The sequence below is a fragment of the Cohnella xylanilytica genome (genome assembly GCF_014212175.1).
Taxonomy (GTDB): Bacteria; Bacillota; Bacilli; order Paenibacillales; family Paenibacillaceae; genus Cohnella; species Cohnella xylanilytica.
In genome coordinates, this window is the sequence record NZ_JACJVR010000079.1 from 11,061 (window position 1) to 25,029 (window position 13,969).

At 70.1% G+C, this 13,969-nt stretch carries 4 protein-coding genes; all 4 read right to left on the reverse strand.

The window, feature by feature from the left end:
- Positions 1-197 precede the first annotated feature (197 nt).
- The 4 genes from H7B90_RS20245 to H7B90_RS20260 are packed head-to-tail and all read right to left on the reverse strand — an operon-like array spanning position 198 to position 13,962.
- Complete coding sequence (locus tag H7B90_RS20245; protein ID WP_185137712.1) at positions 198-7,613, reverse strand: SDR family NAD(P)-dependent oxidoreductase; 7,416 nt, start codon at positions 7,611-7,613, stop codon at positions 198-200.
- Entirely contained in the window at positions 7,594-8,949 is a 1,356-nt protein-coding gene (fabD, locus tag H7B90_RS20250; protein WP_185137713.1) for an ACP S-malonyltransferase, read from the reverse strand. Before fabD ends, H7B90_RS20245 begins: the two co-directional genes overlap by 20 nt.
- Complete coding sequence (locus H7B90_RS20255) at positions 8,942-10,096, reverse strand: MupA/Atu3671 family FMN-dependent luciferase-like monooxygenase (protein ID WP_185137714.1); 1,155 nt, start codon at positions 10,094-10,096, stop codon at positions 8,942-8,944. Before H7B90_RS20255 ends, fabD begins: the two co-directional genes overlap by 8 nt.
- A 35-nt stretch (positions 10,097-10,131) precedes the next feature.
- Entirely contained in the window at positions 10,132-13,962 is a 3,831-nt protein-coding gene (locus tag H7B90_RS20260) for a non-ribosomal peptide synthetase (RefSeq protein WP_185137715.1), read from the reverse strand.
- Positions 13,963-13,969 lie beyond the last annotated feature (7 nt).

Genomic DNA, 13,969 nt, shown 5'->3' on the forward strand with positions numbered 1-13,969 from the left:
GTTGTATGTTTTTTCATACACATCCCAGCTTGGCGCCTTCTTGCGGGGCCGAGTTGTATGTTTTTTCATACAAATCCCGGCTTGGCGCCTTCTTGCGGGCCGAGTTTGTATGTTTTTTCATACACATTGGTTCAAATTCAAATGCTTTGCGACAGGTTTCGTTAGCGGAATGGTCACTCGCCGTTTTTTGGGGGCGATCAGGTGGCGCGTTCCGCGTATGCCTCCAGCCGCGCCATAAGCAACTGTTGCAGTTGCATCTCGGCCTCGGCGAGACGGCTTAATCTCTCGCGCCCCTCCGCGATCGTCTCCGGACGGAGCTCGGCTCCGTACAGCAAGCGGGCCGTCCCCTTGCGGACGAACTCCCACAGGCGAATCGCCTCTTCGAGCAGCGCGTCCTCTTCCGCGGCTTCCGGCAGCAGCAGGTTCAGCCGGTAGCGCTCCACCTGTTTGGCGGCGATCGCCTCGTTCATCGTCGCGACGAGCTCGGCCGAGCGCTCCCTGAGGCGCCCGTCCGGCGACGCGAGCAGGGCGTATTCGCCGATGAACGCCTCGAGCTCCCGGATGCCGGCCGCCCATCGCCCGTCCCCGTCCTCCAGATGGCGGGCCAGCAGGCGGACCGGATCGGGAGGCCCGTCGTCCGGATAAGGCGCCGGCGAGAAATAATAATGGGTCGCCCCGTGCGCTCCCTCGTCCGCGAAATTTTCGAGGAAGCCCGCGAAGGAGAGGGCCATCTCCTCGAACGGAAGCGTGCGCCTCTTGTAGGACAAGTTCTCCCTGCGGTCGTGCTCGACGATATGGAACAGCCGCTCCCTCCGGTCGTAGCCGAACACGAGCAGAGTATGGTCGATGTGCTGCTTCCGGTAAGCGTCGGTCCGAATCGATTCGTAGTAGCTGTCCACCCAGACGATGGCGGGGCGGCCTTCGGACAGGCCTTCGACCAGTTCGCCGACGATGTCGTCGCTGCCGAATCGGGCTTCGGCCCGGATGCCGGAGGCGGCGAACAGCTCCGCGAGCGGACGGACGGCTTCGTAGCCGGCGAAGAACCGGCCTTCGGGCGAGCGGCCGTAGACGATCCGGTCGTTGGCCAGGTACGGCGCGAGGCTTCGGCCGAAGGCGCGCACGACCGGGAACAGCGAGTTGAAGAAGCAGTTGCGGTAGAAAATGTCGTTAAAAGGCTCGATGCCCGGCAGCACGAGCGCCTCGGGTCCGCCGGCAACGGGGGCGGCCATTGCCGGAATGGCGGGCGCCGCCGGCGCGGCGAAGGCCGGAACGGGCGTGCCGGTCGCATCGGATTCTTCGGATGCGTCGATTGGGCAGGAGGAGTCCGTCAGGGCGGCTGCGGCTGGCGCGGCGACATCTAACGGAGCGGCGGCAGGCGCAACGACAGCAGGCGCAGCGGCGGGCGGCCGGATCGCGTCCTCCCCGGCGAGCGGCGAGGAGTCGCCGGGGCCGGTTGAGAAGAACGGCCGCTGCGCGGCGGCATCCGGCTCCGCCTCCCCGATCCGCGCGGCCGCTCCGGATTCCTCGAGGTGCCGCGCCAGCCGGACGATCGTCCGGTGCCGGTACAGGTCGTCGGCGTCGATCGCGATCCCGATCCGGGCCAGCTCCGTCTCCATCTCGATCGCCAATAGCGAATGGCCGCCGATGTCGAAGAAGTCGTCGTAGACGTCGATCTCGCCCAGCCCGAGCAATCGGCCCCACAGCCGGCCGAGCCGGAGCTCGAGCGGCCCGTAGACGCCGCTCTCCCGTCCCTTGAGCGCGACCTCCGGGAACGGCTCGGTTTCGCTCGGGCCGGGGAGCGCCGCTTCCGCCGGAGCCGGGGCATAGGCCGTCGCCGGGGCCTGAGCTCGGGCCGGGGTCGCCTCGGTCCGGATCGCGGCGGTCTCCGCCGGCCCGGGCTCGACCCAGCAGCGGCTGCGCTGGAACGGATAGGTCGGCACCCGGACCTGGCGGAGCTTCTTCCCTTCGTACAGGCGCTCCCAATCGATCTCGGCGCCCGCGGCGTAGAGCCTCGCCAGCTCGCGCCAGCCTTCATCCGCTCCCGCCGCCTCTCCCGCTTCCGCCTCGCGAAGAGCCTCCGTCAGCCGAGCGGCCTCCTCGCTCAGCCTTCGCCGGCCGGCGGCCGTCAGCTGGCCCGGCCCCAGGCTCTCCCGCTCGCCGGCGACAACGCGGTGCTCCCCGGCGTAGACTCCGTCCGGAAGCGCCTCTCCGCGGGAAGCCCCGACGGCTGCCTCCAGTTGGCCGCGCAGCTGAGCCCGGCTTCGGAAGACGTAAGCCTGCCGGTGCGCGTAGTGCCCTCTTCCCGCGTTGGCGGTGCCGCAGACGTCGTCCAGCGAATCCCCGGATTCGTCCAGGAAGCGGAGGAACCTGCGCGCCGATTCCCGGAGAGCCTCCGCGCTTCTCCCCGACAGCGCCAGCAGCCGGGGGCGGTCCGGCTCGTCTTCCGCGCCGCGGGCCGGCGCCGCCGGGGGCGCCTCCTCCAGCACGACGTGGGCGTTCGTGCCGCTGAAGCCGAACGAGCTGACCCCGCACCGCCGGGGAGTCGCCCCGTCCGTCTCCCAGTCGGAGAGCCGGTCGTTCACGTAGACGGGCGAGCTCTCGAAGGCGATGTTGCGGTTGGGCCGCTCGAAGTGCAGGGCGGGCGGAAGCCGCTTATGGACGAGAGCGGCGATCGCCTTGGCGAGGCCGGCCGCGCCGGCGGCGCTGTCCAGGTGGCCGATGTTGGCCTTGACCGAGCCGACCGCGCAGAACTGCTTGCGATCCGTATACCGCCCGAACGCCCTCTGGATGCCGTCGATCTCGATCGGATCGCCGAGCTTCGTTCCGGTTCCATGCGTCTCGATGTACGTAATCGTCGCCGGGTCGATCCCCGCGTCCTCCCAGGCTCTGGCGAGCACGTCCTCCTGGGCCGTCGCGTTGGGGGCGGTGATGCCGACGGAAGCCCCGTCCTGGTTGATCGCGCTCCCCTTGATGACCGCATAGATCCGGTCCCGGTCCGCGAGCGCCTTCGAGAGCGGCTTCAGGAGGAAGGCGACCGTGCCTTCGCCCCATACCGTCCCGTCCGAATCGTCGTCGAAGGCCCGGGTCTGGCGGCGGGATGATTCGATGCCCATCTCGAACACGCCCTCCACCGGCATGAGGCATACCTTCACCCCGCCCGCGATCGCCGCGTCGCACTCGCCGCCGAGGATCGCCCGGCAGGCGAGATGGATCGCGACGAGCGAAGAGGAGCACGCCGTGTCCACCAGGAAGGCGGGGCCGTGCAGGTCGAGCAAGTACGCGATCCGGCTCGCGATCAGCGACGGGGTGTTGCCGGCGCCCGCGGCCTGCACGAGCGATGGATGCTTCTTCGTGATGTATTGGCCGTAGACGGGCCAGTCGGCGTATCCGAGGTAGACGCCCGTGCGGGTCCCCTTGAGCCGGCCGCCGCCGTAGCCGGCGTCCTCGATCGCCTCCCAGCAAGCCTCAAGGAACAGCCGCTGGTTCGGATCCATCAGCGACGCTTCCCGCGGCGACAGCTGGAAGAAGCCGTAGTCGAAGCCGTCGACGGCTTCGAGATAGCCGCCGGGGCTGAAGCGGATTTTATCGTCCGGGACGTCGGTGAACGTCGCGACGAACCGGCGGCTGTCGGCGCGGCGGGCTTCCGGGTAAGCGCCGATCGATTCGCGTCCGGCGGCGAGGTTCGCCCAGAAGCCGTCCAGATCGGCGGCGTCCGGCAGACGCAGCGTCATGCCGACGATCGCGATGCCTTCGGCTTCGCCGGGGGCCGCGGCGGCGGCGGAGCTCGCTTGCGAAGCGGAGAGCTTCGAAGGCTCCGCCGTTGCTCGCTCCGCCGCCTCGAGATAAGCCGACAGCTTCGCGATAGTCGGATGCGAGAACAGGTCGGCGATCCGCGTCCGGCCCGGGAACAGCTCCTGGATATGCTTGTGCAGCCGGGTGATCAGAATCGAATCGCCGCCCAGCTCGAAGAAGTTGTCTCCGACGTCCAGCTCTTCGTAGCCGAGCACCTTGACCCAAGCTCCCGCTACCTTCGCTTCGATCTCCGTGTAGGCTTCGCCCGCCCCCTTGCCCTTCAGCTTCACGGACGGCAAGGGGGATGGCGCCGCGCTTGGCTCGGGCCGAGGCGGCCGGGACCGCTCTTGCCCGGCGTTCGCCCCGGCCGGCGGCTCCAGCCGGAAGGGAAGCCGGTCCGCCAGCTCGAAGAGCCGGCCGTCCCGGTTCGGTTCGCCGACCCAGACGTGGCCGAACGGCAGGGTCAGCAGCTCTTCGAACGCGGCCGCCCCCGCAGCCGCGGACAGGACGCGGAACAGCTCTTTGCTCTCGTCCGGCGGAGAGCCCGCGGACAGGCCGATCCCGTCCCAGGCGGGCCAACCGACGGACGTCGCCGGAAGGCCTGCGGCCCGGCGGTTCGCGGCGAAGGCGTCGAGCCAGGCGTTGGCCGCCGCGTACGGGCCGGAGCCGACTCCTCCGACGAGCGTGATCGCCGAGGAACAGAGGACGAAGAAGTCCGGCCGGTCCTCGCGGGTCAGCCGGTCGAGCAGGAGGGCGCCCTTCGTTTTCGCTTCGGCGATCGCCTCGAAGCGCTCCTCCGTCAGCCGGACGAGATAGTCGCCGTCCCCGCTCCCCGCCGCGTGGACGATCCCGTTGATGCGCCCGTGCCGCCTCCGCAGCTCCTCCAGCGCGTCGCGCAGAGAGCTCTCGTCCGCGACGTCGGCGCGGATCGTCTCCACGGAAGCGCCGGCCCGCTCCATGGCGCGAATCGAGGCGATCCGCCCCGCGTCGCGGGAATCCGGCGCTTCGGCTTGGACCGCGTCCCAAGCCTCCCGCGGCGGGAAGGCCGACCGGCCCAGCAGGGCGATGCGCGCCCGCCCCTTGGCGGCGATGCGCTCGGCCAGAACCAGGCCGACGCCGCCGAGCCCGCCCGTGACGACGTAGACGCCGTCCGTCCGCCAAGCGATCGGAGCCGGGGCATCGCCCCCGCGCTCCGCCGGGAGGATCCGCTCGACATAACGGGCGCCGCCGCGGAAGGCGATCTTGTACTCCGCGCCGTCGCGGAGAGGGGCGGCCAGCTCCGCCGTCAAGCCGTCGAGATCGCGGACGGCGTCGCCGTAGTCGAGCACGCGGACGGAGACGCGCGGCAGCTCCCATTGGACCGCCTTGCCAAGGGCGGCGATCGCGGCCAGGTTCGGGTCGGCGAAGGAATCCTCGCCGAGCGCCCGATGCGCCTTCGGGACGATCAGGCAGAGCTCGGTCTCCCGCTCCTCCTCCGCCTTCAACGCCCGCAGCAGGCCGAGTACGCGGGCGGGGACCCTCAGCCACACGGCCTCTTCCTCCGACCGGCCGGCTTCCCGCTCGAATAGCGCGATCCGTCTCGCCCCCGCCTTGGAGGCGGAATCCCGGAGCAGCCGGGCGAACGCAGTCTCGTACCGTTCGATAGCCGATAGCTCCGGCAGAGACGAAGCGGACGCGCCCGCCCCTACCAAGCCGGCGGTTCGGACGTTCGCCGCTCCCCAGGCCCGAAGCTTCGCGGCCGCCCGTTCGCCCAACTCCTCGCCGCCGACCAGGAGAAGGTCTCCTTGGAAGCGAGATTCGGAGCCGGAGAGCGGCTGCGGCCGCCACTCGGCCCGCCAGTAGAACGACGGCTTCTCTTCCGCGACGGGAATTCGCGCCGCGGAAGGCGAGCCCGCTTCGGCTTCCTCTCCGGGCAAGCGAAGCCAGCATCTCTTCCGTTCGAACGGGTAGGTCGGCAAGGGAACGCGGCCCAGCTCCCGGCCTCGATAGAGCAGCTCCCAAGCCGGATCCGCCCCCTCCTCGTAGAGCCGGCCGAGCTCCCGCAGCCGGTCCGCGCCGCGGAAGCCTTCCGCGGCGAAGCGCCGGATGGCCTCGTTCGCGGCCCGGCTCGCGGCCTCGTCCGCCTCTTCCGCCGGACGGAGCTGCGCCGGGTCGGACGCGGCGGCCCGGCGCAAGGCGCGGATCAGCTCGCCGCAGTCTCCCGCCGGGAAGGCCAGCCGATACGGATAATGCCCGCGCCCGACGGCGGCCGTATAGCATACCTCGGCGAGCCGCAGCCCGGGCCGGTTCTCCAGCTCGTCCGCGTAACGCCGGACGAGCTCGAGCAGCGCCCCCGCGGAGCGGGCCGAGAGCGGCAGCAGCTCGGGGCGCCCCGAAGCCTCGCCGGACGCGGGGCTCGCGCCAAGCTCCGACAAGGCGCCCGAGCCCGTCTGCGGCGCCGGAATCGCCGTCGAAGCCGCGGGAGCCGGCGCCTCCTCCAGCACCGCGTGGCAGTTCGTGCCGCTGATGCCGAAGGAGCTGACGCCGCACCGGCGCGGCCCCTCCCCCGCCTCCCAATCGCGCAGGGACGTATTCACGTAGACCGGCGAATCGACGAACGGAATCCGCCGGTTCGGACGGTCGACGTGCAGCGTGGGAAAAATCTGCTTATGCTTCAGCGACAATATCGCCTTCAGCAGCCCGGCGATGCCCGCCGCGTTGTCGAGATGGCCGAGGTTGCTCTTCACGGAGCCGACGGCGCAGAACTGCTTGCGGTCCGTGAACCGGCCGAACGCGCGGCGGATGCCTTCCAGCTCGATCGGATCGCCGAGCTTGGTGCCCGTACCGTGCGCTTCGATATAGCCGATCGTCTCCGGCCGGATGCCGGCCAGCCGCCATGCTTCCGCCAGAACGTCCGCCTGGGCGTCCGCGTTCGGGGCCGTGATGCCGACCGAGCCGCCGCCGTCCTGATTGAGCGCGCTCGCCTTGACGACCGCGTAGATCGGGTCGCGGTCCGCGAGCGCCCGCCGCAGCGGCTTCAGCACGACGGCGGCGGCCCCTTCCCCGGTGCCGGTTCCGTCGGCGGCGTCGTCGAACGTCCGGGTCCGGGCCGTGGACGACTCGATCCCGACCTCGAACTCGCGCACCGGCAGCAGGTGCAGCTGCACGCCGCCCGCGATGGCGACGTCGCATTCTCCGTTGCGCAGCGCCTGGCAAGCCATATGGACGGCGACGAGCGAAGAGGAGCAGGTCGTGTCGACGAGCAGGCTCGGCCCGCGGAGGTCCAGCAGGTAGGACAGGCGGCTGGCGATGATCGGGCGGACGTTGCCCGGCATCGCCATCGACGCCGAGTCCGGCTCGACGCGGTCGATCATCCGCTTGTAGTCCGAATCCGACCCGTAGCCGACGTAGACGCCGGTCCGGCTGCCCGCCAGCCTCCGCCCGCCCAGCCCGGCGTCCTCGACGGCGGACCAGGCCGTCTCGAGGAACAGCCGCTGGTTCGGGTCGAGCAGGCCGGCTTCCTTCGGAGACAGCCTGAAGAAGGCGTAATCGAAGCGGTCGATCTCTTCGAGATAAGCGGCCTCGCCGTAGCGGACGCCGGCCGGGTCGACGCCCGTCGCCCGGAAGTAGCGGTCGGCGTCGGCCTTGCGGTTCGCCGGCAGCGGCCGCACGGCGTCCAGGCCGGACCGAAGGGCTTCGAGCAGCTCCGCTTCCGTCTGCGCGAAGGGCAGCCTCAGGCCGATTCCGATGACGGCGATATCCGAAGCGGAAGCCGGCTCCCGGCGGGACGGCTCCCGCTCCTCGCCGTCGAGAGCCCCGAGCTTAACCGATTCGAAGCGCATGCCCTTCACCTCCCGCCTCCGCGCCGTCCCCGGTCCATTCGGGGAACAGCGCGGCCGTTCCCGTCCTCTCCACGATCTCGCGAAGCCTCTGGGACCGTTCGCCCTCGGGAACCCCCTTCGTCTCCAGAATCCGGATCAACAGGCCGAACGCCTCCTTCATCTCTCCCGGATCCGGCCCGCGTTCCTCCGCGTCCAGCTTCTCCTGGATCGCCTCGATGCCCCGGTACGGCTCGATCGCGCCGCTCCGGTACGCGGCTTCGTCCCAGTTGCGGTTGCGGGTGGCGACGGCGGCGGTCAGGCATCGGACGACGAAGCCGCGGGCATTATCGCCATAAGCGGTCTCTCCATAAGCGCTGCCGCCGTCGGCGCTGCGGCCGGACGGGCGTCTCTCCAGCAGCGGAGCGAGCCCCTCCCGTATCGCGGAAAATTGCTCCGGCCGCTCGAACGAATAGGCCGCCAGCTCCTTCGCGTTCGCCTTCGCCAGCCGGGTCAGCACCGTCTGCGGGCCGAGCTCGACGACGGCCGACACGCCCGCCCGGACGAGATGCCGCATCGCCTCGTCCCACCGGACGGGCGAGGCGATCTGCTCGACCAGCCGGCGCGCGATCGTCTCCGGGCCGCCGGAATGAGGCTCCCCCGTCGCGTTGGACAGCACCGGCCAACTCGGCTCCTGGAATTCGAAGCCGCGCAGCGCCTCCGCCAGCTTGGCCGCCGCCGGCTTCATGAGCGGGCTGTGGAACGGCGCCCCCACGTTCAAGTAAGCCGTCCGCGCGCCGAGCCGCTCCAACTCCTCGGCCGCCCGCCGCACCGCCTCGGCGCGGCCGGAGACGACCGTCTGCTCGGGAGAATTCCGATTCGACACGACGACCTCCGCCCCCGGCGCGGAGAGCCGGCGGCAGATATGCTCGACTTCCTCCCGGCCGATGCCGAGCACGGCGCACATCGCCCCGGCGCCTTCGTCGGCGGCCTCCTGCATGAACTTCCCGCGCAGCGACACCAGCCTCAAGGCGTCGGCGAACCCGATCGCTCCGGCGCAGGCGAGCGCCGTCCATTCGCCGAGGCTGTGCCCCGCCGCGCAATCCGGCTCGGCCCCGAGCCGCTCGGCGAACGCGCGGTGGGCCGCCACGCCGACCGTCAGCAGCGCGGGCTGCGTGAATTCGGTCCGCGTCAGCGTCCGCGCGTCGCCCTCGAGGAAGATCTCGCTCAGCTTGTAGCCCAGCGCGTCGTCCGCCTCTTCGAACGTCCGCCGCGCCGCGGCCGACCCGTCCCGCAGCTCCTTGCCCATTCCGACGTATTGGGAGCCTTGGCCGGGATATAACGCCGCCCATTTAGCCATGCTCATCGCTCCTCTCCTTCGCGGCCGAAGCCGCTAGCTTCCGTCTCAAACGGTCGATTCGCTCCAGGCTGGCCTCCGTCTCCTTGTCCGGAACCCCGAAGTCGATCAGGCAGGCGATCTCGTCGACCCCGGCGGCGAACAGCCGCTCCGCCTTGGCCGAGCACGTCTCCACCGTCCCGAACAGCGCGCTGTCGTTCCAATACCGCTCGAACGCGATCTGCGCGAGCGCGCGGCGGTGCCGTTCGCCCACCTGGGCCGGATCGATGCGGAGCTCCCTCGCGATCATGGCCGGGTCGTACAGCTCCGTATGATGAATCAGGTAGCGGATCATCGGCTCCCGCACCGTCGCGCGGACCTCCGCGGGATCGTCCCCGAGGAAGGTATGAAGCATAAGCGTCACTTGGCCCCCCGAATGCCCGCCTTCCCGAAGCGCCGAGCGATAGACCGCCATGTTCTCCTCCAGCTCGGCCGGGGTAATCGCGTAGAGCGCGGTCAGCACGTTCGCCCCGATCTCGCCGGCTCTGCGCCACGTGTCGCGCGTGCGGGCCGTCGTGATCCAGACGGGCAGCTCCCGCTGCACCGGAGGCGGATAAATCCGCGCGATCTCGTGCTCGGAGCCGCCTGCCGGGAACGTGACGGGCTCCCCCCGCCACAGCTTCCGAAGAACGCCGAGCCGCTCGAACATCGCTTCCCGGCGAATCTCGTACAGCTCCGGGGCCAGCACGTATTCCTTCGGATGCCAGCCGTAGGTGACCGACAGTCCCGCCCGGCCGCCCGACAGGTTGTCGACGACCGACCAATCCTCCGCCACGCGGATCGGATGATGGAACGGCAGCGAGAGGCTCCCCGCCCGGATGCCGATCCGGTTCGTCCGGGCCGCGACGGCCGCGCCGAGCACGGACGGGTTGGGGAACAGCCCGCCGAACCGGTGGAAGTGCCGCTCGGGCGTCCACACCGCTTCGAATCCGCGCTCGTCGGCGAAGGCCGCGATCTCCAGAAGCGATTCGTACTTGCCCCTCTCCTTCTCCTCGCCGTCCGACGAGAAGAAGAACAGGCTGAACGCCGGTCCCGCGCGTTCCGAATTCCCCGGGGCGCCGCTTCGGGCGCCTCCGAACGCCGGCCGGTCCGGGCCGAGCTCGACGGACATGAACGACCCCTCCTTTTTCTCCCGATGACGACGACTTAAGACGATGCGACCCCGGTGCCGGACAGCTGCCGAAGCAGGTGCGCGTACGAGCGGACGAGCCGCTCCATCTTCTCCCGAAGCAGCCGGCTCCCGTCGAACCATAGCGACAGCCCGACGTCCCGAGGCCCGGCCTCCTCGATTCCGAGCAGAAGCCCGTGCCGGCGGACCAGACCCTCGTCGGGGACCGCCTCGCCCTCCCGGAACGCCAGCGGCAGCGTCTCGCGCTCCCCTCTCTCCGGCACGAACCGTCCCGTCGTCCCGAGCGGATAGCCGCCTTCGGCGTCCTCGGCCGATCTCCGGTCGCGCACGGCGGCGAACAGGTCGGGGAAGCCGCCCAGCCGGTCGAGCTCGATGCGGAGCGGAAGCGCCGTCCTTCCTCCCCGCCCCGCGACGTGAAGAACCGCCGTCCGAAGGCCCGTCACTTCCGTGAACAGGTACCCCCACATGGCCAGCAGAACGTCGAACCGCTCGACCCCGTGCTCGGACGCGACGGACGCGAGCCCCGCGGCCAGCTGCGGATCGAGCCGCGAACGAAGCAGACTCTCTCCCTCCGGCCCCCAGCCGAAATAATCGGCGGGAAGCGGCTGGTAAGCCGCCGCCGCGACGTCTCCGCCTTCTCTGTTCGCGTCGAGGCCGGCCCCGTCCGCCCCCCCTTCCGACGGCCGCCGCCGGTCGATCCATTCGGCCTGCTTGCGGACGGTCGGCAGCGAGAACAGCTCCGTGACGGAGAGCCCGGCCGCGAACTCTCTCTCAAGCCGCGCCTGCAGCTGCATCAGAAGAAGGGAGTTGCCCCCGACGTCGAAAAAGGAATCGTGCGCCCCGACCCGCTCCAGCCGGAGCACCTCCCGCCAGACGGCGGCGACGGCCCGTTCCGTCCCGCTTCTCTCCCCGCTCTCCTCCGCTCCCGAGGGCAGCCGGTCCGGAGAGCGCAGCAGGGCCTTTTTGTCCGCCTTGTCGTTGCCCGTCCTGGGAATGGCCCCGATCCGGTAATAAGAGGTCGGAATCATGTAATAGGGAACCTTCCCGGCCAGATGCTCCCTCAGCTCGCGGGCCGTCGTCCCTTCCCCGGTCACCAGGTAGGCGGAGAGCGCCTTCGCTCCCCCGGCGTCGTCGGCCGCGAGCACGACGGCCTCGGCGACGGCCGGATGCTCGAGCAGCGCCAGCTCCACCTCCCGCGGGTCGACCCGGTAGCCCCGGATCTTCACCTGCTCGTCGACCCGCCCCGCGAACCGGACGCTGCCGTCCGCCCGCCAGACGCCGAGGTCTCCGGTCCGGTACATCCGCTCCCCCGGCCGGAACGGGTCCGGCACGAACCTGTCGCGGGTCAGCTCCTCCCGGTTCAGATAGCCTCTCGCCACGCCGCGGCCGGAGATGCAGATCTCCCCGGGCACGCCTACGGGCATCAGGCGGCCGGCGGCGTCGAGAATGTAGACGTTGTAGCCGGCGATCGGCGTCCCGATCGGAACGTTCTTGAGGGGCTCCTCGCCGCACCGCCAGTACGTGGCGCAGACGGTCGCTTCCGTCGGCCCGTACGAGTTGTACACGCTAGCCCTGCGAACGAGGCGGGAGTAATGCTCGTATTTGAAAACGTCGCCCCCGCTAATATAAGCGCGAACCCCCGGCACCCCGCCCCGCTTGTTCAGCTCGCTGAGCAGCAGGGGCTGGACGGTGACGATCGTCACCCCGTTCGCTTCGATCAGCCGGACGAGCCGGTCCGGGTCGAGAACGTCCTCCCGGTCCGCGACGACGACCGTTCCCCCGCTTAACAGCGCGGGGTACGCCTCCTCGACGAAGTGGTCGAACGAGCAGGACGCCTGCTGGAGGACGACGTCGTCGGGACCGAGCCGGAACTCCGCCCGGAACGCCGAGACGTAGGCCATCAGGTGGCGGTGCTCGGTCAGAACCCCCTTAGGCCGTCCCGTCGACCCCGACGTGTAGATCACGTAGGCGAGCCGGCTCGCGCCGTCCTCGTCTTCCTCCTCGTCGTCATAATCTTCTTCCTCCGGCCAGGCCTCCCGGTCCGGCTCCGAATTCGGCCCTCCGAACGGAACGACGGTTCCGCCGAACGGCAGCCCGTTCTCCTCGCCTTCGGGAACGATCAGGACGTCCGCGCCGCTGTCTTCCAAAATGTAAGAGATTCTCGCCGCCGCGAACAAGCGGTCGATCGGAATGTAGCCGCCCCCCGCCTTCAGGACGGCCAGCATGGCGGCGAACAGATCCGCGTCCCGGTCAAGCAGCAGCGCGACGAGCCGGTCGCGGGCGACTCCCGCCCGGCGAAGCCGGCGAGCGAGCCGGTCGGCGCGGGCGTTCAGCTCGCCGTACGTGCAGACGGCTCCGGCGCGGACGACGGCGGGACGGTCCGGCCCCCGCCGGACCTGCTCCTCGAACGCGCGGTGGACGAGCAGCGCGCTCCGCTCCCCGAGCGGGCGGTTGAAGACGTTCAGGATGCGCTCCTTCTCGGCGTCGGTCGCCAGCTCGAGCGAGCCGACGGTTCTCCCGGGATCGCCGAGCACCTGCCTAAGAAGATGCCGGTAATACTCCGCCATCCGCGCGACGTCCTCCTCCGCGAACCGGTCGCGCGCGTATTCGAAGTCGAGCCCCCACTCCCCGAACGTCCGGATGCCGAGGGTGAGCCGATAATGGGTCGCTTCCTTCATCCGGTACCCGGCCACGGCCAGGCTCTCGCTCCGCAGCGAAGCTTCGTCCAGCGGGTAATTGTCCAGCACGACGAGAGTCTCGAACAGGTCGTCGGCGCTCTCCGCCCCGCTCCAGCGGGCGATGTCCGTCAGCGGCGCGCTCTCGTACGGCTCCCGCTTCCGCAGCGCCTCGGCCGTCCGGCGGACGAGGCTCTCCGCGCTGTCGCCGTCCTCGATGGAGAGCCGCAGCGGAACCGTGTTGATGAACAAGCCGATCATCTCTTCCACGCCTTCCAGCTCGGGCGTCCGTCCGGAGACGGTCGTGCCGAAGACGACGTCGCGGGAGCCGGGGGAGCAGCCCCGAAGCAGGAGCGCCCAGACGGCGTACAGAACGGCGGCGGCGGTCGCGCCCCGGCTCCTGGCGAACGCGGTCAACGCCGCGACTTCGCCGGGAGCGAGCGAGACCGAGTAATACCCCGGTTCCCCGTCCCCCGCGCCGGAAGCGGCGGCGTCCGTCTCCGCCTCGAACGGCAGCAGCGCCCGGTCGCCGGGATCGGCCATATAGTCCGTCCAGTAAGCGCGCCGTTCTTCCTTGTCCGCCCTCTGATGCCAGGCGACGAATTCCTTGAATCTCGGCTTCGGCTTGGCCGGCGGCTCCCGGTCCCGTTCTCCCCGGACGCAAGCGTCGTAGGCCGCCAGCCATTCCCGGAGCAGAATGCCGTTGCTCCAGCCGTCGAACAGAATATGGTGCCACGTCACGATCATCTCGAGGCTCCTCTCGTCCAGCCGGCAGGCCAGCACGCGGAGCGGCTCGGCGGCGATATCCGGCGCGGCGCGCCTCTCCTCCTCCCTGGCTTCCCCGAGAAGCCGCTCCCGCTCCGCGGGCGGATAAGCCGAATAGTCCCGCTCCGCGATCGGAATCTCGTGCTCGCGCAGCGTGATCTGCACGGGGTGCTCCAGCTTCTCCCAGCGGAACACCGTCCGCAGCATCTCGTTGGCGCGGGCGACCCGCCGCCACGCGAAGCGCAGCGCGTCCATGCTCGGCTCTCCGGCCAGGCGAAGGCTGAGCTGCTGGCAATAGCGCCCCGCGTCCTTGCCGCTGCGGTAATGATAGAGGAGTCCCTCCTGCGCGGGCGTCAATGCCGCGATGTCCTCGATGTTCGCCCGATCCAGCTTGATGGCGCCGTTCATCGGCCTT

What these genes read in the sequence shown, in the direction of transcription:
- H7B90_RS20245 (WP_185137712.1), bottom strand. Translation starts at nt 7,613, where the DNA reads ATGCGCTTCGAATCGGTTAAGCTCGGGGCTCTCGACGGCGAGGAGCGG.
- fabD (WP_185137713.1), bottom strand. Translation starts at nt 8,949, where the DNA reads ATGGCTAAATGGGCGGCGTTATATCCCGGCCAAGGCTCCCAATACGTC.
- H7B90_RS20255 (WP_185137714.1), bottom strand. Translation starts at nt 10,096, where the DNA reads ATGTCCGTCGAGCTCGGCCCGGACCGGCCGGCGTTCGGAGGCGCCCGA.
- H7B90_RS20260 (WP_185137715.1), bottom strand. Translation starts at nt 13,962, where the DNA reads ATGAACGGCGCCATCAAGCTGGATCGGGCGAACATCGAGGACATCGCG.